The 21,691-nt window shown below is 48.9% G+C and carries 15 protein-coding genes; 6 read left to right on the top strand and 9 right to left on the bottom strand.

Going from position 1 to position 21,691, the window contains the following annotated elements; translation table 11 throughout:
• The first annotated feature begins 84 nt into the window (after nt 1-84).
• Complete coding sequence (locus HGH90_RS25455; protein WP_168766528.1) at nt 85-654, top strand: DUF1579 domain-containing protein; 570 nt, start codon at nt 85-87, stop codon at nt 652-654.
• A 43-nt stretch (nt 655-697) separates the two neighbouring features.
• On the opposite strand, the gene HGH90_RS25450 is transcribed toward HGH90_RS25455, so the two are convergent.
• The gene (locus HGH90_RS25450; RefSeq protein ID WP_168766527.1) at nt 698-1,573 is read right to left on the bottom strand and encodes a carbohydrate kinase family protein; all 876 of its coding nucleotides are present in this window, start codon (nt 1,571-1,573) and stop codon (nt 698-700) included.
• A gap of 93 nt (nt 1,574-1,666) precedes the next feature.
• Between HGH90_RS25450 and HGH90_RS25445 the strand changes: the two genes are divergently transcribed.
• Nucleotides 1,667-2,350, top strand: coding sequence for a VIT1/CCC1 transporter family protein (locus tag HGH90_RS25445; protein WP_168766526.1), 684 nt, complete (start codon nt 1,667-1,669; stop codon nt 2,348-2,350).
• Nucleotides 2,351-2,408: 58 nt separating this feature from the next.
• Nucleotides 2,409-6,200: a hypothetical protein gene (locus HGH90_RS25440; protein ID WP_169192159.1), complete on the top strand. Its 3,792-nt coding sequence runs from the start codon at nt 2,409-2,411 to the stop codon at nt 6,198-6,200.
• A gap of 1 nt (nt 6,201) precedes the next feature.
• Here HGH90_RS25440 and HGH90_RS25435 read toward each other — a convergent pair whose 3' ends face one another.
• On the bottom strand, nt 6,202-8,397 hold the full coding sequence (locus HGH90_RS25435; RefSeq protein WP_169192158.1) for a S41 family peptidase: 2,196 nt from the start codon (nt 8,395-8,397) through the stop codon (nt 6,202-6,204).
• 143 nt (nt 8,398-8,540) lie between these two features.
• Here HGH90_RS25435 and HGH90_RS25430 point away from each other — a divergent pair, with 143 nt between their 5' ends.
• Nucleotides 8,541-10,613: a DNA topoisomerase 3 gene (locus HGH90_RS25430; RefSeq protein ID WP_169192157.1), complete on the top strand. Its 2,073-nt coding sequence runs from the start codon at nt 8,541-8,543 to the stop codon at nt 10,611-10,613.
• A 131-nt stretch (nt 10,614-10,744) separates the two neighbouring features.
• On the opposite strand, the gene HGH90_RS25425 is transcribed toward HGH90_RS25430, so the two are convergent.
• The 4 genes from HGH90_RS25425 to HGH90_RS25410 all read right to left on the bottom strand — a co-directional run bounded on the left by HGH90_RS25425 (nt 10,745) and on the right by HGH90_RS25410 (nt 13,676).
• Nucleotides 10,745-11,584, bottom strand: a complete 840-nt coding sequence (locus tag HGH90_RS25425; RefSeq protein WP_168766522.1) for an oxidoreductase — start codon at nt 11,582-11,584, stop codon at nt 10,745-10,747.
• 84 nt (nt 11,585-11,668) lie between these two features.
• Nucleotides 11,669-12,568: a helix-turn-helix domain-containing protein gene (locus HGH90_RS25420; protein ID WP_169192156.1), complete on the bottom strand. Its 900-nt coding sequence runs from the start codon at nt 12,566-12,568 to the stop codon at nt 11,669-11,671.
• Nucleotides 12,569-12,611: 43 nt separating this feature from the next.
• Nucleotides 12,612-13,037, bottom strand: a complete 426-nt coding sequence (locus HGH90_RS25415; protein WP_168766520.1) for a nuclear transport factor 2 family protein — start codon at nt 13,035-13,037, stop codon at nt 12,612-12,614.
• Between the two features lie 96 nt (nt 13,038-13,133).
• Complete coding sequence (locus tag HGH90_RS25410; RefSeq protein WP_169192155.1) at nt 13,134-13,676, bottom strand: TetR/AcrR family transcriptional regulator; 543 nt, start codon at nt 13,674-13,676, stop codon at nt 13,134-13,136.
• A gap of 115 nt (nt 13,677-13,791) precedes the next feature.
• Here HGH90_RS25410 and HGH90_RS25405 point away from each other — a divergent pair, with 115 nt between their 5' ends.
• Entirely contained in the window at nt 13,792-16,482 is a 2,691-nt protein-coding gene (locus tag HGH90_RS25405) for an alpha-L-rhamnosidase (protein WP_169192154.1), read from the top strand.
• Here HGH90_RS25405 and rpiA read toward each other — a convergent pair.
• The 3 genes from rpiA to HGH90_RS25390 all read right to left on the bottom strand — a co-directional run bounded on the left by rpiA (nt 16,470) and on the right by HGH90_RS25390 (nt 20,752).
• Nucleotides 16,470-17,171: a ribose 5-phosphate isomerase A gene (gene rpiA / locus HGH90_RS25400; RefSeq protein WP_168766517.1), complete on the bottom strand. Its 702-nt coding sequence runs from the start codon at nt 17,169-17,171 to the stop codon at nt 16,470-16,472. The genes HGH90_RS25405 and rpiA overlap by 13 nt on opposite strands.
• A gap of 90 nt (nt 17,172-17,261) precedes the next feature.
• Nucleotides 17,262-19,724: a glycosyl hydrolase family 95 catalytic domain-containing protein gene (locus tag HGH90_RS25395; RefSeq protein ID WP_169192153.1), complete on the bottom strand. Its 2,463-nt coding sequence runs from the start codon at nt 19,722-19,724 to the stop codon at nt 17,262-17,264.
• 101 nt (nt 19,725-19,825) lie between these two features.
• Complete coding sequence (locus HGH90_RS25390) at nt 19,826-20,752, bottom strand: YihY/virulence factor BrkB family protein (protein WP_168766515.1); 927 nt, start codon at nt 20,750-20,752, stop codon at nt 19,826-19,828.
• Nucleotides 20,753-20,799: 47 nt separating this feature from the next.
• Between HGH90_RS25390 and HGH90_RS25385 the strand changes: the two genes are divergently transcribed.
• A complete protein-coding gene (locus tag HGH90_RS25385; RefSeq protein WP_169192152.1) occupies nt 20,800-21,645 on the top strand; it encodes an AraC family transcriptional regulator in 846 nt (281 codons plus the stop codon).
• Nucleotides 21,646-21,691 lie beyond the last annotated feature (46 nt).

The raw sequence follows: 21,691 nt of genomic DNA, 5'->3' as shown, positions 1-21,691 counted from the left end.
CATGGCTATGAACCACAAATAACTTATCTTGTTTTCCTGTAATTCTATACCCCGATTTCAACAACCTCTAAACCATTGTACATCATGAAAACAATCTACTTTTTAGCAGTCTTATGCCTGTTAACGGCTTTCAATGCCTTTGCGCAGCAGGACTCTGCCGCTATGATGAAAGCATGGATGTCTTACATGACACCCGGCCCGGAACACCAGCACATGGCGCTGGCAGATGGTGAATGGACCACCGAAGCCAGCTTCTGGGAAAAGCCAGGCGACCCGCCTAAAAAATCATTCGGTAGCTGCGTTAATAAAATGATCATGGGAGGCAGGTATTGCCAAAGCAAATACAACGGCGATATGATGGGCATGCCGTTCGAAGGCCTTGGCATTATGGCTTATGACAATGCCCGGAAAACATATGTCAGTACCTGGATTGACAATATGGGCACCGGTATCATGAACATGGAAGGTAAATGGAACGATGACCTCAAAGCCCTTGAATTAACCGGGGAAATGGACGACCCCATCACCGGTAAACATGTGAAGCTTCGCCAGGTGGAGAAGTGGCAGGACAATGACCATCATACAATGGAAATGTACCGCATGAGCGATGGGCAGGAAGTAAAAGAAATGGAAATTGTCTTCACACGGAAATAATGATCCTGTTATTATCAACGGCCCCTGGAGGGGCCGTTGATAATTATCGCAATATTGTACCGGGATCATAATCGGGACAGCCCCCGGCAAAAGAAGCCACCAAAGCGCCCAGCGCGTTGGCAAACACCAGGCATTCCCGGGCTGGCCGATTGCGGATGACGCTGTGCAGAAATCCCGCCAGGAAAGCATCGCCACTGCCAATTGTATCTACCACCTTTACCGGTATTCCCGGTTCTACGTACGCGGTATTATCCATCCATAATAAAGCCCCATCTGCTCCCATCGTTACCACAATAGTATGGATGCTAAACCGCGCCGATAGCAGCCGTACCGCCTGTTCCTTATCTTCATAAGGGTGATACCAGCTGCTGATCAGCTCCAGCTCTGTAAGGTTCAGCTTCAATACGTGGCACTGCTCCAACAGCCATTCTACATGCCCCCGGGTATAATGCGGCTCCCGCAGGTTAATGTCCAATACCTTAACCACCGCTTCCTTCAAAGCCTGTTCCAGCGTGTGGCGCGATACCACGTCGCGGGAACAAAGGCTCCCAAATACCAGGTAGCGGGTATCCGGCCGGTGCAACAACGCAGCCAACGGCGGCTCCCATTGAATAAAATCCCACGCCGCCGGGTATACGATATCGTAATGCACCTCATGAGGATTGCTCATATCAGCATATACCTTACCGGTCTCCTGCTTTTCATCTTGTTGTACATATTGAGTATCGAGCCCGTATCCCTGCAGCATATCCAGCAATCCCTGTCCCCTGGCATCCTTTCCTACCCGCGACACGAGGGAAACGGTTTCGCCTAAACGTTGCAGGTGATAAGCCACATTCATCAGTGCCCCACCCGGCAATTCCTTCTCCGGAAGAATATCCCATAACATCTCTCCAAAACATACAATCGCGTTTGACATAACTACACATTTTAAATAGCCCTTATTTAAGGTAAACAAAATACGATAAAGCACTTATATTTATATCCGTAATCCCACCTAAACCATTAGCGTATGCACCAGGAACAACATTTAAAAAGCTCAGATTTTATCACAGACATGGTGATTGGCATGAGTGATGGTCTGACAGTACCTTTCGCCCTGGCTGCCGGCCTTAGCGGCGCCGTAAGCAGCAACAGCATCATCCTCACCGCCGGTATCGCCGAAATAGTAGCCGGCTGCATTGCCATGGGACTAGGAGGATACCTGGCCGGTAAAACAGAACTGGAACATTATGAAAGCGAATTAAAACGGGAATACAACGAGGTGGAAACAGTGCCAGGGAAAGAAATGGATGAAGTAAAGGAAATATTTGCTGAATACGGGCTAAGCCAGGAAGCACAACACCTGGTAGCCACTGAACTGGCAAAAGACAAAACAAAATGGGTGAACTTTATGATGAAGTTCGAACTGGGACTAGAGGCCCCCGATCCCAACAGGGCCCGCAAGAGCGCTCTCACCATTGGCGCCTCCTACTTCGTGGGCGGCCTGCTCCCCTTGTCGGCCTACCTGCTTACGGATACGCCCCAACGCGGACTGATAGGCTCCACCATTCTTACAGTTATCTGCCTGTTTGTATTTGGCTACTTTAAAAGTAAGGTAACCGGGCAACCACCCATTGCCGGCGCGCTGAAAGTAACCATGATCGGCATACTCGCCGCAGCTGCCGCTTTTGGCATTGCCAGGCTCGTGGCCTGATCATCAAACATTAGTATATACTTTCCTGTTACCGGGAGGTAACCGGTGATACAAATCCATGAAGCTATCTCCCAAACTATATAAATGGCTTAAAATACTGCTGGTACTACTTCTCCTCCGGGTAGTCATTGGTGGTACCCTGTATTACCTGGTGACCCATAAATTTGTAAAGGTCATTCAGTACATCGTTAACAAAGAGTCTGGCAGCACCTATAAATTTGATGCAGAAGATATCGACTTTTCCCTGTTGAAGAGAAACATTGTGGTACGCAATGCAACACTCATCTGCAAGGATACCCTTCATGTAAATGCCCATTACGACGCCAGCATTCCCCGGCTCTATCTTTCCATACAATCCTGGAGAGCGCTCATCTTTCATAAAAAGTTGCTGGTCGACAGCCTCTCCGTCATCAGCCCGCATCTGACCATGCATGAACATATGCCAAGAGGGCCTAGGGAGGATACCTTTCAGCTGTCGTCCATCGTACAACACCTGGAACAAACGCTGGAATATGTAAATGCGAGGATTGTACACGTACAGGAAGGATCACTGGTATACAGCCGGGTAAATGGTCCGGCGCCACTGCATATCAACCATTTTAACTTTGCTATTGTCAACTTTACCAAGGTAACCAACTCAGATAACCATATCCTGGGTTCGGATGATGTAGAGTTTTCATTCGATAACCAATACTGGATTTTGCCGGATGGCAGGAATACTGTCAGCTTCAAGCGGCTGCATTTCTCGGGCAAGAAGCAGATATTTGAGCTGGATTCCTGCACCATTGTCAGTACCCCTACCACCACCAGCGGAGGCATGTCGTTGCAGGCCGATAAATTTTATTTCAATGCCCGCCACCTGCCTGCTATTTATATGCGCCAGGAATTGCTGATCGATACTCTCGTATGTATACGGCCAGTACTAAAACTTCCTGGTCTGAAAACCAGCAATCGCGATAAAAAGCGGGCATTGGACAGCGTCCCCAACACCCTGTTCAAAAAAATAAACTTCCGGTATATCGCCGTAAAAGACGGTGCGCTGCTCCTGACCGGTCATGTATCTACCGGCACCACCCGCAGCACTAACCTGAACATCTACAACCTTACCATAGCTCATGACACAGTACCCGGTATCACTACCGACAGCATCGCCCTCAGCCTGAATAAGATTCAGTTTTATTCACTCGACAGCCTGTTTCGGCTCAGTGTAGACGAATTTGTATTACAACACAATGATGTCATTTTTAACAATGTAGAATACGGACCTACCCCGCAAAATCACTCTGGTAAGGGCCTAACTTTTACAGCGCCCTCATTGCGGCTAAATGATGTAAACCTGGAAGACCTGTTAAAAAAACATTTGAAGGCAGACAATGCCGTATTGTTTCACCCCCGTATCAGCTTCCTCACCAAAGAAAAAAAGGGCAGCAAGCAGGCTGCAGTGACCGACAGTGGCAGTATTAAAATGCCGGCCTTCTATCAAACACTACACAACCTGAGCGAGGTAATTATGGTGGACACCTTCCATATCCAGGAAGGCAATGCCAGCTTCACCGCCACAGGCCAGCTACCAGTTAAGCTACAGCTAAAAAATATTACTACCGATGTATTGCTGCATAACTTCTTCCTCAGCGACTCCCTGGTAGATATTAAACACTCCATGCCCAACCTGCACATACGCGAAATAAGCGCCACCGCCGGGAGAACAAACATTACCCTTAATAACTACACGTTCGATGGTACCCACCGCCGTAACAAAGCCAGCCAGTTGCTAGCCCAACTGGAAAATGGCCCCCGCATTAAGGCCCGGGATCTGTATTGGGAAGTATTTGACTGGGACGTTTTCCAACAGTCAAAAGATATCCAGGTAGATGTGATACGCCTGGGCGCCCTGCAAATTCAATTACCGCCCAAAGCCAGCCACACTACGGCATCTCATAAAAGCCCGCCGGTAATACGTATTGGCCAACTCGATATCCGTCAGCTGCAATTCAGTAATCCCCATAGCAGTTTCGACGCCAGCAACATTGCCTTCCGGAACTTGCGCACCCTGCAACACATCATTACCTGGGGCTCCGCAGCCGGACTATTCCGCCATATCAGCCACCACGACAGCACTACCGATCTGGATATTGCCCAGGTATCGCTAAACCGCAACCAGGCCATCATTACCGATGCCAATGCTACCTTGTATAACGACAACGGTTATATTAAAATAAGCGTACCTTCCCTGGATATTGCCGCAAACATACACAGTACAGTTCTGAAAGAGCTATCCATCCAATCACTCAGCGTTCATCAGCCCGAAATAAGCATCTATCACCAGGGAAAAACTGTCAAAAAAAATACCGGATCGGGTCCTTTAATGACCGAGATCAAACAGCTGGAGGTACAGGATGCCCACTTATCATACATGACCGTGAAAGACAAAGACAGCAGCCAGTTGCAAACCCATGTAAACCTCCGGGGCAGCAGGATACAGCTGCGTAACGGTAACCGTAACCGGTGGCGCTACGATCATATGAACATGGATTTTTCCCGGTTGCAGTTTCACAACAAAAACATGGATGCCCGTATCCCACAACTGTCCGTACAACTCCACCAGGGCAGTATCCGCGAAAATGCCGCGCACCAGCTATCTGCCGCCTCCAGCGTAGATATGCGCTGGCAGGATGCTTCCCTCGCGCTACACCATGCCGACACGCTACAATTACAACTCGATCATTTATCAGGAATATTTAACGATCCGGCCGTCGTTCTGCGGCAGCCCGACAAAATGCCCTGGGCATCGTTACTGCATAATACCCGTATCGACCAGGGCGCCCTGTATTACAAAAATAAACAGCTACAGGCCAGGGTGGATAGCTTCGCCATGGATCCCGACCATCATGGCCTCGCACTCTATCGTTTCCAGGTAACGCCTAACCTGGGCGCCGAAGAAACCTTCCGCGCCGCCCAATGGCAGCGCGACTATATCACCATCGCCGGCGAAGTACTGCATCTCGGCGGATTACGGCTCCGGGAACAAGCCGGAGATACAACTTTGATGATACGGCATATCCTGGCTGATCATACCCAGCTGACCACGCAAAGGGATAAACGGATACCGTTCGAACACGGTATTGAAAAGTATATGCCCACACAGTTAATCAAGACCATTCCATTTCGTTTGCAGGTAGACTCCATTGAATTGCGGGAGTCGGCGGTGACGGTGAATGAATCATCCAAAGCTACCCAACAATGGTCGGCCGTGCCGATTACAGGTATCAATGCCCTGATCACGCATTTTGGCAACGTACATATGAACAGCGATAGCCTGCATATTGTGGCCCGGGGCCAGCTGCTGGGCAGTCCCATTCATCATTTTTCTTACCAGGAATCTTACAGCGATTCGCTTTCAGGATTTGTGGCGCAAAGTTACCTGGCGCCTATGGCCCTGGAAAGATTCAATGCTGTAGCCATTCCTATGGCCGCAGTGAAAGTAAAACGGGGATATGCTGATAGCATTTACTCCCGCTGGTCAGGAAATAAATATGCCACCCTGGGTGATATGCATTTTTTCTATCATGGTCTGCGCATAGCGGTGCTCAACAAGAAAGATACCGCCCGCACCGGCTTTATGGCTAACCTGAAAACTACGCTGGCCAACCTGTTGCTGAGAAATGCCAACCACCGGCCGACCCGGATGTTCTTTATACGCGACCGGGAGAAGTTTGTATTCAATTATTGGGTAAAAGCAGAAACTTCCGGCATCGTCACCGCCGTGGGCGTGAAGAAAGACCGGAAGTACCTGAAGCGATATAATAAAGTAGCTAAGAAATTCTCTTTACCGAAAGCACCTACCCGTTAGCTTATTCCCGGATAAGGGACAATGCCTTTTCCAATACCTCATCCCGGTTTTCCCGTATGCCCTTCACCGTTGGCGTAACAATGATATCCGGTTTGATGCCCACCCGCTGGGTTTCTTTTCCATTGGGATAATAAACGCCGATACCCGTAAACAGGGAATTGAGTCCCCCGGGAATCGTGAGATAAGATACATTGCCATCGGCGCCGGCAGTGGTACTGCCTATCACCGTGGCCCGGGGCGCCAGGCGCAGGGCCATGGTCACAAACTCGGCATTGCTTTGAGTGGTTTCATTTACCAGGATCACTACCTTTCCCTGGTAATAGTCTTTATTCTTTCCACCGGCACTCATAGGATAAGTCACGGTAAACAAGCCAGGCGAGGTAGTGCTGCCAGTGGTAAATTTGACAAATGTTTGCCTTTCCGGCAACACATACAAGGCCAGTGACCCCAGCATATCATCTGAGGGATAACAGCGCAGGTCGATCACCATTCCCCGGGTATTCGCAAAGGCCTGTTTCACGCTGTCCATCTGGGTATTTTTGAACAACCCCGGGTATACATAGCCGATGTCATTGCCTATCATACGCCAGGAAGTAGCCGGCTGATCGCCCCGCACGTAACCGTCGGCGCCAGGCACAGCTGGCATGGTAACGGTATGCTGTTCCCCATTTCGTTCGTACGTAATTGTTAGGGTACTGTCTTTCGTTAACAGCAGGTAATTTTCTATCCTGCATAGCTGTGTAGGGTAGTTGGAAGCTGAGGTGGTAGGCAATAGCCGTTTTACCATGTCGGTCACTGTTTCCTGGTTAATAGCGGTAATCACGTCTCCTTTATGCAGCGCCAGGTTCGGATCGGTGGTTTTCAACACCATGGCTTTTTCTTCCACAAACTTAATCCTCACCGGTAGCGTCTTTGACTTCATCCGGTTGCGGATGTAAAGATTAGGACCATAGAGAGAAGCATGAGAATCATGTATCGATGCTATCAATTCCAGCAGCGCAGTTTGATAAGCTGCAACATCTTTCGCCTGTACAAATAGCGGGATAAATTTTGCCAGTTGAGGATTCCAGCCTTCTGTAACCAGGTATTTGTATGGGAAATAATATTGCACCATGTTCCAGTAGCGGAACAATGCCAGCAGCCGGAAACCGGCGTCGGGATATAACATGTTGCTGTAGCTGTTTTCATGCAGGAATTGTGGATTACCCGTAGGATACAACTGTACATAATACTGCTCATCTTCCCGGCGCATGCTGGCTACCTTTTTCAAGGCATCAGATAAATCTCTGCCGAGCGTTTTTTCATCACGGATCCAGTCCAGGTCCGGCAACATTTTAATTTTGCTGTCATCCACCGTCTTTTCCTTGCCCGGCGCCGCTGTGCTTAGTTTATTTACCCAACTCAATAATACTGCATTCCTGGCGGCTTCCGTACTTGCCTGCAATATCGCCGGCAATATCCGGAACAACTCATAATCCCAGTTATAATCCCCCCTCCCAATGGCCGGATGATAGTATTTAAGAAAGCCCCAAACTTTGCCTAACACCTCTAGGTGACTGGCCTGCAGGGGAGTAAGCACAGGGATATCGATGCCCGAACCGCCATCGAAAGCAGTGTCGTTATCTGCCTTGTAAATGTAGCGGGGCGGCGCCTTCGACAGCGGTTTGCCATCTACTGTTATTTCCAGATCATCGGCCCATACCTTCCCGGTACCGTTGGTAACAACGCCTGCATACACCGTTCTCGCATCCTTAGGCAGGGGTAATGTGATGCTGTATTGTTTCCAGTCGGCTGTACCGTGGATCTTATCTTGCTGCATGTTATTAAACTCCCGGACTTTGTTGTCTTTATCATCGATGCGCATAATCAGTCCGGCTACGCCATCTTCCACGTTCTGCAGCTTCAGGAAGCCCGTCAGTGTAATCTTCTCTCCCGAAAAAGTAACGGGAATACTGATGGCACTGCTGCCAAAATCATTTGCGCCTTTCACGCCTTCGGGAGTTAAGCATAAAGACCGGTGGCCACTGTGCACCATCTGTGTATCGAGATATTGGTGATAGCGGGTGCCCCATTTCATCCAGCCTTCAGGCAAGCCAGCAGCATTAGACTGTTCAAAACTGCCATCGAAGGAGGGTTTCGACTGTGTGATGCCCAGCAGGGGTAACATGGTAAACAATAACAGAAAGCCTGTCTTCATATAAAAAGGGTATAGACAAATGTGAATATTAACCTTAAATTAGTTGGTATTATTGTATGTGTATAGCTGAAATTATAACATGATGAATTTAGCTGTGCGAACGAGTATTTTATCCGACATTTGTTACCCAATTTTAATCGATTATGAAAGTTTGTATTGCTGAAAAACCAAGTGTGGCAAGGGATATTGCAGAAGTGATCGGGGCAAAACAACGCAAAGATGGCTACTATGAAGGTAATGGCTACCAGGTTACCTGGACGTTCGGCCATTTCTGTACCCTCAAGGAGCCACATGATTACTATGAACAGTGGAAGTTCTGGCGGCTGGAGGACCTTCCGATGATACCACCGAGCTTCGGTATTAAGCTGATTGAAAACACAGGGGTACAGAAGCAATTTAAGGTGATAGAAACCCTGGTACAGCAATGCGAAGAAGTGATTAACTGCGGGGATGCCGGCCAGGAGGGCGAACTGATACAGCGTTGGGTGTTATTGAAAGCTAAATGTACAGCTCCTATCAAGCGGCTGTGGATTTCATCATTGACGGTAGAAGCGATCCGCGATGGATTTCTGCACCTGAAAATGGCCGATCAATACGATAACCTGTATGCAGCCGGCAGTGCCAGGGCTATAGGCGACTGGCTGCTGGGTATGAATGCCACCCGCCTGTTTACCAAAAAATTTGCCCAGGGCAAGGTAGTGCTGTCGATAGGCCGCGTACAAACCCCGACCCTGGCCATGATTGTACAACGGCAGAAAGAAATCAACGCCTTTGTATCGGAAGAATATTGGGAACTGAAAACCATCTACCGGGAAACAGAATTTACTGCTGCCATCGACCGCCTCAAAACGCTGGATAAAGCCACCAAAGGGCTTGCTTACCTGCAAGAACATCCGTTTGAAGTGACCTCTTTCGAAAAAAAAGATGGCAAGGAAGGTAATCCCCGCCTGTTCGACCTCACGGCCCTGCAGGTGGAAGCCAACAAAAAACTGGGATATACCGCAGATGATACGCTCAAATATATCCAGAATCTTTACGAGAAAAAGCTGACCACCTACCCCAGGGTAGATACCACTTATCTCTCGGAAGACCTGCATCCCAAAATAGCGGGGATACTGGCAGATATGACACCTTATGCCTCGCTCACCGCACCGCTGCTGGCTAATCCCATTCCCAAGCTGAAAACAGTATTCGATGATAAAAAAGTAACCGACCACCATGCCATTATTCCCACGGGCATGCATCCCGGCGGACTTCCCATCGAAGAAAAAAGGATTTATGACCTGGTAGCCCGACGTTTCATTGCAGCCTTCTATCCCGAATGTAAAATATCCAATACCACCGTGCTCGGCAAAGTAGGCCAGGTGCCGTTTAAAGTAACTGGTAAGCAAATCCTGGAACCGGGCTGGAAAGAAGTATATGCCAACGATGTAAAAGAGAAAAAAGAGAACGAAGAAGAAGAAAAAATACTGCCCCACTTCGAAGTAGGCGAAAGCGGACCTCATACGCCCAGGATACACCAGGGCAAAACAACGCCGCCTAAAGCCTTTACAGAAGCTACGTTGCTCCGGGCCATGGAAACAGCCGGTAAACAGGTAGACGATGAGGAAATGCGCGAGCTGCTGAAAGACAATGGTATTGGACGCCCTTCCACCCGCGCCAACATTATCGAAACACTGTTCCGCAGAAAATATATAGAGAAGAAAAAGAAAAATATTTATGCTACCCAAACCGGCATAGACCTCATCGATACCATACAAACAGAGCTGCTGAAAAGCGCAGAACTCACCGGCCAGTGGGAACGTAAGCTCCGCCTGATCGAAAAAGGTGAATATGCCATGGACACCTTTAAAGATGAATTAATACAGATGGTGGTAGACCTTACCAAAGAAGTAAAGACTGCCAGCTACAAATTCATTACCGTGGCGCCAGATCCGCCACCCGTACCGGAAGAAAAGGAGAAGCCCAAAAAAGAGCCGAAACCAAAGAAGGTGATCGTGGTAGAAGAACTAACCTGTCCCAAATGTAAAACGCATTTGCTGAAAAAAGGCAATACCGCCTACGGCTGTACGAATTTCAAAGAATGCGGCTTCAAAATTCCTTTCGCTCCTATCGATAAAAAACTCAGCGATAAACAAATTGCCGACCTGGTAACGAAAGGAAAAAGCGGGAAGCTGGTGTTGGGAGAAGATTTTACGGTAAAGCAGAAAGCTTAAGGCAGAAAACAGCAGAAAGCGTAAAGCAAAAAGCTATTGTGGCGAATCATCTTTGCGGATATTTCAAAAATCGCATCGGTCATTCGCCACAATAGCTTTTTGCTTTACGCTTTCTGCTTTCTGCTCTAAAATTAGGCTTCAATAGCGGTAGCGATGGTCACTTCTTTCCACTGTTCCAGGTCGGCGGTGATTACCTCCATTTTCTGGAAAGCCATATTGTAGGCATCTTCACCGAGGAACAGGTGCAGGGGCGCCTGGGCATCGCCGGCTATCTTAATGACTGCGGCTACTGCTTTTTCAGGGTCACCTGCCTGGTTGCCATTAATCTGGTGCTGGTGTGCATCCTGGGCGGCGCGCACGTTTTCATAAGCAGCCAGTGGTTGAGCAGGCACACCCAGTGAGCTGGAAGCAAGGAAGTCAGTTCTGAAATACCCGGGTGATACAATTGTTACCTGGATACCGAAAGGTTTTACTTCTGTAGACAGTGACTCAGACAAGCCATCTACCGCAAATTTGGTAGCGCAGTAGATACCGAAACCAGGGAAGGCCCCTGTAAAGCCAGCGATAGAAGAAATGTTGAAAATATGACCGGATTGTTGCGCTCTCATATGCGGCAATACCGCCCGGGTAACATTGAGCAGCCCAAATACATTGACATCGAAGCTGGCGCGAACCTCTGCATCAGACAATTCTTCTACGCTACCTACCTGTCCGTAACCAGCATTATTCACCAGTACATCAATACGGCCAAACTGTTGGATAGTGGCATCAACAGCCTGTTGTATACTGCGCTCGCTTTTCAGGTCCACCGACAGCGGGAGGAAATTAGGATCAGCAGATATAGCGCGAAGATCGCCGATACTGCGGGAAGTTGCCGCTACTTTATATCCCTGACTGAGTAATTGTTGTACGAATGAGCGACCTAATCCTTTAGAGGCGCCAGTAACAAACCAAACGGAAGTGTTGTTCATAATCTTGTGTGTTTTTTGACAACACAAAACTAAAACAGGAACGGATACCGGTTGTTACGCGGTTCAAACCAATCATTGCAAAATTCAAACACCCCTGAAAGCACCCGGGGTGAGCTGGGTATGTTTCTTAAAGAAGTTGTTGAAGTGTGCGGGTTCCTCAAATCCCAGGGCATAGCTAATTTCCGATATGTTCCAATCGGTATGCTTCAGCAGGGCCTTGGCTTCGGAGGTGAGCCGCTCCGCAATGTGTGCGGAGGTGGTTTTACCGGTGGTATCGCGTATCGCCCGGTTCAGGTGATTAACATGAACCGACAATTGTTTCGCAAAGTCGTTGGCGGATCTCATCACAAATCGTTGGCCCGGCGATTCAATTGGGAACTGTCGTTCCAGCAGCTCATTAAATACCGATGTGATACGGGTTTTGGCATCGGTATGCTGGTACACAAATTCTGAAGGCTGCATTTTCAATGCGTAATGCATGATCTCTGTGAGGTAATTTCGCAACAGGTCGTATTTTAATACATAGTCGCCGTTAATTTCCCCCAACATCTTCTCAAACAACTGCGATACTTCTTTGTCTTGTTCTTTGTTTAAAAGATAGGAAGGAATGCCCCCGGGCGCCATCATCGGTAATTCATGGATATTGCCTCTCATAACACCGGTAAAAAAAGACTCCTTAAATATACAGAAATAGCCATTGCTCTCGCCCGACAGCGACTCCCAGGCGTAAGGTATCTGCGGGTTGCAAAAGATCAGGGCGCTGCCATTCATTTCTGTAGTTTTATCGGCGTAATGATAGAGGTTATGTCCACGTACCAGGCTGACTTTATAAAAATCGCGGCGACTATATTTGACGGTAACGGTTCCGTTTACGATACAGTCTTCCAGCCTGAATACGTTGAAATGACCCAGGTCCTGTTGCAGGCGGTCGGGTACCGCATTGAATTTATGCTGGTAAAATTCCTGTAAGGTCTCTGTTTTCATGTCACAAAGTTACAAAATTCAAACACCCAGGGGCATAGGAAGGTCAGCTTTCTTTTCCGGCCAGTCGACGTTCACTGCTATTAATCGCCACATCATTAATAGAAGCCAGTCTGCGCTGCATCAGTCCGTTCTCATCAAATTCCCATAATTCGTTGCCGTACGACCGGAACCAGTGCCCGGCCTGGTTATGCCATTCGTACTCAAAGCTTACCGCAATGCGGTTGCCCGTAAAACTCCAGAGTTGCTTTTTCAGGCGGTAGTCGAGCTCCCGTTCCCACTTCTTTGAGAGGAATTGTACCACTTCTTCCCGGCCGCGGACAAACTGATCGCGGTTACGCCATTCGGTATCAACAGAGTAGGCCAGCGATACTCGTTGCGGGTCTTTACTGTTCCAGGCATCTTCGGCCATTTGTACTTTCTGACGGGCAGTTTCTTCCGTGAACGGAGGCAAAGGAAATCTCTTTTCCATAATGTATATTTTTTTTGTGATCAAATACAGATAGATCGATCTGTCTATTTATATAGTTTAAAAAAAAGATGCTGCGCATCTTTTGCCGGTAGCGACTTACAATAACCCGCTCACCATTTTCTTCGCCTCCTGTACCGGCCACTGGTTCCGGTATAGCTGACTTTCCACAATAGCGGATTCGAACAACAGGTACACATGATCCTGCACCAGCTGTTTTTCTTTGGTAAGAATATCGGCCAGGAAAGCACGCACATCTTTCTTATGATCCTGGATAACACGTAATATGGCGGTATCCTGGCCGGTCGTTTCTGATAATATATTCAGAAAAGCACATCCCCTAAAGTCTTCCCGCTCATTATTGTCCAGCAGGTAATCGAATGCTGCCAGTATCTTTTCCCGCGGCTTAGATGCTTTTCCGGTAAACGTTTTCAATCCTTCCATCCAGTCGGTATGGCGCTGCTGCAGGAAAGCCAGCAACAATGATTCTTTCGATTCGTAGTGCAGGTATAAACTGGCCCTGGCTACCCCCGCCTCTGCTATCACCTGGTTAATGCCTGTAGCATGATAGCCCTGCCGGTAAAATAACCCGCTGGCAGTTTCCAATAAACGTTGCTTTGGATCGCTTATCTTCTTATTCATATTACAAAGATAGGAAAAAAATAGACAGATCGATCTATCTTTCATATAAATTTTAAAAAAAAGAGCATCATATGCTATCTTGTTGGTCATCAGATGAATTAAATTATCGTAGCACATGCATTCCACACTCAGGCACTCCTTAAGAATACTTATTGCTGTACTATCATTTTCGATAGCGGCCGCCAACCCGCAGCCACCCTGCATTGCCACCCGGTTGCAATGCGAACACCTGTTTACGCCGCTCGGTATAGATGCCGCACATCCCCGCCTGTCGTGGCAACTGTCCGATAGCCGCATGGAAGCGCAACAAACTGCTTACCTGGTAAAAGTGAGCACCGACTCCGCCGCCCTTGATGCACATCCCATCTGGACTTCCGGTAAAATGAATAAAGCCGATATACTAACCGCTTATGCCGGACCTGCCCTGCAGCCATTTACCCGCTACTACTGGAGCGTGGAAGTGTGGGACAAAGACGGAAAGAAATCGCCCGCCGCGCGCTCCTGGTTTGAAACCGGCATGATCAGCAGCAGCAACTGGAAAGGCGCCTGGATCAGCGATGGCAGTAACATACATACCAAGCCGGCACCCAACTTCCGGAAAGTTTTTACGGCCAGTAAAACGATTCAATCGGCCAGGGCCTACATCGCTGTAGCAGGACTGTACGAACTGTACATCAACGGGCAAAAGGCTGGCAACCACCGCCTCGATCCTATGTACACCCGCTTCGACCGCCGCACACTCTACGTAACCTACGACGTCACCTCTCTCCTGCAACCGGGGCAAAATGCCATCGGCGTAACGCTGGGCAACGGATGGTATAATCACCAGTCCACTGCCGTATGGAACTTCCATGAAGCCCCCTGGCGCGGAAGGCCCACTTTCTGCATGGATTTGCGCATTACCTATACCGATGGCACCACCGCTACTATCGCCACAGGCAAGGACTGGAAAACAGCCACCGGCCCCATCGTATTCAATAGCATTTATACTGCCGAACATTATGATGCCCGCCTCGAACAAGCGGGATGGAACACACCCTCGTTCAACGACCAGCAATGGCACGACGTGATCTTCCGGGCAGCGCCATCCAAAAACATTGTGTCGCAGCAACTCTATCCCATTACCAACGTAGAGGAGATTCCGGCCGCCAGCATGCAGCAAATGAACGACAGTACTTGGGTATTTGACCTGGGCAGGAATATTGCTGGCGTGAGTAAGATACGCGTAAGCGGCGCACCAGGTACGGTACTCAAGCTGAAACACGGCGAACAACTGGATAAAAATGGATTCGTCGATCTCTCCAACATCGTCGTACATTACCGCCCTACCGATAATACCGATCCTTTTCAAACAGATATCTATACACTGAATGGTAAAGGCGAAGAAACCTTTATGCCGCATTTCAACTACAAAGGATTTCAATATGTGGAAGTGAGCAGCAGCCAGCCGGTAAAACTGACCAAAGAAAGCGTTACCGGTTACTTCATGCACAGTGATGTACCGCCAGCAGGCCGGGTAAATGGCAGCGATACCATGATCAATAAATTGTGGTGGGCCACTAATAACGCCTATCTCTCTAACTTATTCGGCTATCCGACCGATTGCCCGCAACGGGAAAAAAATGGCTGGACCGGCGACGCACAAATTGCCATAGAAACCGGTCTCTATAACTTCGACGGCATTACCATCTATGAAAAATGGCTGGCCGACCACCGCGATGAACAACAACCCAACGGCGTGCTGCCTTCTATCGTTCCCACCGGCGGCTGGGGTTACGAATGGGGTAACGGTCCCGACTGGACCAGCACCATCGCCATTATTCCATGGAATATCTATCTTTTTTATGGCGATACTACGCTGCTGTCGGCCTCCTATGAATCGATGCGCCGTTATGTAGATCATATCACCGATATCAGTCCCTCCGGCCTCACCACTTGGGGATTGGGCGACTGGGTGCCCGTAAAGTCAAAAACGCCTGTGGAATTTACTTCCACCGCCTACTATTATGCTGATGCGCTAATACTTGCCAAGGCCGCCAAACTCTTTGGCAAAACAGCCGACTACACCCGCTACCAGGCTTTGGCTGATAAAATAAAATCTGCTTTTAACGGCAAATATCTGCACACCGATACCGGCATTTACGGCGATGGCGTACAAACAGAGCAAAGCGCCGCGCTTTACTGGGGACTAGTGCCTGACGCCATGAAAAGCAAGGTGGCCGCGCAATTAGCGCAACGTGTAGCCGATGATCACTTTCACCTCGATGTAGGCCTGCTGGGCACCAAAAGCATCCTGAATGCACTCAGTGAAAACGGCTATGCCGATGTGGCCTATAAGCTGGCTGCACAACGCACCTTTCCTTCCTGGGGATGGTGGATCATGAACGGCGCTACCACCCTATACGAAAACTGGGACATACACGCGGCATCCGACCTGTCGCGCAACCATATCATGTTTGGAGAAATTGGCGCCTGGTTGTATAAAGGTATTGCCGGCATTAAACCAGACGAAACAGCACCCGGATTCAGGAACATCCTGCTATCGCCGCAGTTTGTAGATGGACTGGATCATTTTGAAGCCAGCCATGAAAGTCCCTATGGCCGCATTGTTTCCAGCTGGAAAAGAAATGGGAAGGTGATTAGCTATACCGTTACTATACCTGCCAACAGCCATGGAGACATATTCTTTCATCTCTCTCCCCAACAAAAAATATATCAGCAAAACAAGCTGGTAAGCACCGTAACTACTCCTAAAGGAGCGCGCTGCCAGGTAGGTGCAGGCACCTGGGAGTTTCAGATTAAGTAAGTGGGATCCCTGCGGATAATGTCCACTCCATTCTTTCCCGCTATGACGGCAACATGGGCCATCTGGTAAAAAAGGGATGTTTCGAGTATACCAGGAATGTCTTTTAAACGCTGGTTTAGGCTATCTAATGGCGGGAAAGAACGGAACCAGATATCAATGAGCAGGTTACCGTTTTCTGTAATCACGGCGCCATCTTTTTTATTACTAAGGCGGAGCACCGGGTTGGCCAGTGAAAACAAATCACGTATCCGCTGCGTCACAAATGGCAGGGATTCCGGTATCAGTTCTATCACTACCGGGAATGTAGTATACAGCTGGGCTACGTATTTGCTGCCGTCTCCTACCAGGATAAACTTATCCGCCATGGCTGCCAACAACTTTTCATGGGTATGTATACCACCGCCACTTTTCAAGGCGTTGAGATGCTGGTCAAACTGATCACAGCCATCAAAGTAAATATCCAGTCGGGATACCTCATTAATTGGTTTTACCGCAAAACCATTTTCCAGCAGGAGCTGCCGGGTATTAAAGGACGAAGTAACCGTAGTAATATGCTTCCACAGGGTGGTGTCTTCTTTCAGGTAATTTACCAGGTGCGCCATGGTGCTACCTGCACCTATACCTATTACCTGCCCGGGTTTTATAAAATCTAATGCTGCCCTGGCAGCCACTTGTTTCAGGTCTTCCATATTTTTTAAAGCTGAAGGCTTAAAGCAAAAAGCTATTTTAACGAATGCTTAAATATACGTTTTAATCATTCGTTAAAATACCTTTTCGCTTTATGCGCTCTGCTTTATGCTAATCCCGTAGCTCATTCCTTTTGTTGTGTTAAAATACAGCACACCGTCTTTGTACTGATGAGGCACTACAGCACCGCTACGATCCTTTACCACTGCCGATGCGGGCAGTAATAACCGGCAAGGTGCGCCGGTACCGGAAAACACATTAACCGATTGTACCTGTTGGTGTTGCCAGGTAAAATCCACCACAAAACCATTCACGGCTTTCAGGCCTTTCACTTTACCGGCGGCAAACTGTTCATCTGACGGCAGTGCTGGCAGGAAGCGGATAATGTTATGCACACCATGGCTTTGCAGCAGCATTTCTGCGATACCTGCAGTGGCGCCAAAATTACCATCTATCTGGAAAGGCGGGTGGGCACAAAACAGGTTAGCATAGGTGCCTGCGCCGGAATTCATTTTTATTTCGCTACCGGCAGCGGCGGGCGCCCATAGCTCTTTCAGCATTTTATAGGCATGATTCCCATCGCCGAGGCGGGCCCAGAAGGCCACTTTCCAGGCGCGGGACCACCCGGTTCCGGCGTCGCCTCTTGTTTGCAATGTTCTTTTCGCTGCGGCCGCCATTTCCGGCGTATCCCAGGGCGTAATTTCATCGTAAGGATACAGGCCGTATAACGGTGATACGTGGCGGTGGTGCGGGTCGGCTTCCTTATAGTCCTGCAGCCATTCCTGTACGCCTCCCGTAGTGGGACTGATCTGGTTCGGCGCCAGGCGCGATACGATGTGTTGCAGGCTGTCGGCCCAAGCCTTATCTGTTTGCAGGATGCGGGCCGACGCTACTGCGGCTCCCAACACATCGCGGCAAATCTGCATGTCCATAGTAGGTCCCATACAGGTTTCGCCGGTACGGCCATCTGGCAGTACATAAGTATTTTCGGGAGAATTGGAAGGCGCTGTTACCAGCCAGTGATGGGAAGGCTCTGTAATAAGCACATCCCTGTAAAACTCCCCTACGCCTTTCAGTATCGGGTATGCTTCTTTCAGGAACTGTTTGTCGTTTGTGTACTGGTAATGTTTCCAGAGATGGGTAGCCACCCAGGCGCCTCCGTTGGCCGTAGATCCCCAGCCCGCACCTTCGCCCGGCGACGTATAGCCCCAGGGGTTAGCAATCACATGCGCTACCCAACCTTTGGCATTGTAGTAGCGGCGTGCCGTGCGACGGCCATAGTCGGCCATCTGCTTCGTCAGCGTAAACAGTGGCTGGTGGCAATCCGACAAGTTAGTTACTTCTGCCGGCCAGTAGTTCATTTCTACGTTAATATCGAGATGGTAATCGCCATTCCAGGGAGTCTGGTATTCTTCCGCCCACAGGCCCTGTAAATTGGCAGGCATCCCCCCTTTACGGGAAGAGCTGATTAACAGGTAGCGGCCAAAGTTGAAATACAACGACATCAGGGAGGCGTCTTTCTCGTTCTGTTGCAGGCGCTGTAAGCGGGCTACGGTCGACAGGTCTTTTACCTCGTTGTTGCTATTGTCAGTAAATGTTACCTGGCAACGGTTAAACAATGCGGAATAATCTTTTACATGCGACTGCAGCAACGCAGGCCACGCCATGCTAGCGGCTTTGGCGACATCCTTCACCGTAACCGGCAGCGGCGCCGGTCCCGGTTTTTCCACGTTAGGCCAGTTCATATTGGTATGGGCATCCACCAGCAGGATACATTCATCGGCGCCGTTGACCGTTACCTGCTCATTAGTTTGCGTGCGGGTACCACCTTTGGAAATCACCTTCAGCACGGCCGCATATTGTACCCCTGGGTCATCGTTGCCGCCATTCAGGGTGCCGGTCATTTCCAGTGCACCATTTACCAGGCGTATGCTGGCACGTTCCCGGCGATATAAGCCTGTGCTGAAAGACAGGCTCCCGGGCTTATCGGCTACCAGCCGGATGGCAATCACCTGCTGCGGCGCGGATACCAGCACTTCTTCTTTATAAGTAACGCCGGCCTTTTTCCAGGTAAGGGTATTAATTGCGCTGTCCAGTTTTAGTGTGCGCTGATAATCACTCACTGCGGATACCGTATCCTTCCACTGGATAAATAAATCGCCCAGGGTTTGATAACAACCAAACTTCACATTGGCGCCATTACCGCTACCAGAGCCGGGACCAGCGCAGATAAAATATTGCTGCAGCATTTTCTGGGCTTCAATATTTTTTCCTTCCAGCAGTAACTGCCGGATCTGGTGCAGGTACTGACCCGCTTCTTTACTGTCGGCGTCCTGTATGCCGCCGGACCACATGGAAATTTCATTGAGTACAATTCTCTCCCTGTTGGTATTACCAAATACCATGGCCCCCATACGCCCATTTCCCAAAGGAGAAGAGGCCGTAAAATGGCTGGCGGGTTCATCGAAACGAACGGTAACATCAGATTGTGCGGATAAGGTGAGTGCGCCCAGCAACAAGGCTGCTTGTAATGTGGAATATATCTTGCAGTTCATGTCTTACAAAATATACAAAAAAAACAGTCATCAAAAGGATTGCGAATTCGCGCTTAATAATTGCGAATTCTGTATAGCTCTTATGCCAGTCGCCCGGGGGCCTATTCAGCCGTATCTGTCAGCGCATACCGGTTGGCGTAATGCAACGGCACAACAGGACGCGCAGTACGGGCCCCCCAGGCATCCGTAAAACAAGCGCCGAAATAAAATATCAGGGAAGAATAAAACATAAACAGCAATAACAGCACAATTGATGCGGAAGCACCGTAAATACTATTGATACTGCTATATGTGAGCATCACTTTCAATACCGCTTTGCCTATGTTGAATAAAATACTCGTTACAAAAGCGCCGGTGAGACCTACTCTCCAACGTGGACGGCCATCGGGCAGAAAATAGAATACCAGGAAAAACCAGATCATCACCACCAGCACCGATATCACATAGTTCAGGGCACTATTGTAGTAAATGCCCAGTGCCGGTATATATTCATCTATATACTTTCCCAGGAAGGTCCTGGCTGTTTCAGCAACCAGGTCGATGATAAACAGGATACCTGCAAAAACAATCACCAGCGCCCCTTTCAGGCGGGATAACATTATACGGCCAAAGCCTACTTTCTGCGAAGGACGCACCCGCCACAACTCATTAAGCGAACCTTTTATTATCTTAAACAAAGTGGTAGCGACAAAGAGCAAAAAAAGAAATCCTGCAATAGCAATGATCCAGTTTTGCGCAATGCTCCGGAATGCCTGCAACGTTTGCAGGATGGCTTCTGTTGTTTCCACGCCAAACATGCCCTCCAGCTGTGCCATCAACCGTTTCCCCGGATGCTGGATCCGGAATATCACCCGCAGTAATTGGATAATGATAATAAGGATAGCAGGCAAGGCAAAAGTGGTAAAAAAGGCTGTTGCGCCCGCCATCCTCAACGGATCATTTGCCTGGAGCGATTGATATGCATCCTTGAAAGACAGCAGCAACAGCTGCCAGCGGGGTAATATTCTTTCCTTTGTAACGGTTTCCATGCCAGGCAATTAAGGCCCAATTTACTGATTAATTTACTACCCTCGCCATGCGATCGACAAATCGTATCTTTGCCCCGATGGATGCATACATACACACACCGCGAAATGAACTCATAGAAGCCATAGACTACCTTTGGTATCATGAGGCACCGGCTATTAAACTGCATTGCTATACCATCCCTTTTCTACACCAGGAACTGATCATCAATTTCGGTGATCATTTTGCCGTTACTGGTCCGCAGCAACAACTACGTTATGACCAACAGGGGATGGCATCGGCTGTATTGCCAGGGCCCATTACTACTCATGCGCAGGGAAAATATAAGGCCCTGGGCATCATGTTGAAACCTTTTGGGCTGTACCGTTTATGTGGCCTGTCGGCCGCCACCCTTCAGGAACGCCCACTCTCCTTGCCCGATATCTGGGGCGCATCCGCGCTTACCTTGTTACAGGAGCTGGACACCGCGCTAACACCGGCAGACAAACTGCTGATCATGGAAAAATTCCTGCTCAAAAAGGCGCGGCCTCAATCAATTCCCGAAGAAGTGATGGCCCTGCAAACACCATTCACGCTGCAAAAAGGGCATATTAAATCCAACATTTCAGATAAACTGATTTCTTCCAAAAAATATATCCATACCTGTAATACCATACTGGGAATGGCGCCCAAAAAATATACGCACCTCGGGCTGGTAAATACCGCAGTAGCACAGATAGCCGCATATCCCAACAGGCCGCTGACGGATATTGCCTATGATAATGGATTTTATGACCAGGCACATTTTATCCGGGTATTTAAAACATTTGCAGGTATTACGCCCTCTGCATTCCGGAAGGCAGTGAAGCAGCAACAGGTACACGACAAGATGCCCAATACCATTTTCCTCTCATAAAAAAACCCCGCTGTAAGCAGCAGGGTTATTTACCATTCGACCGGGT

This window comes from Chitinophaga sp. Ak27 (assembly GCF_012726295.1).
Lineage (GTDB): Bacteria > Bacteroidota > Bacteroidia > Chitinophagales > Chitinophagaceae > Chitinophaga.
This window is presented reverse-complemented; position numbering and strand designations above follow the sequence as displayed.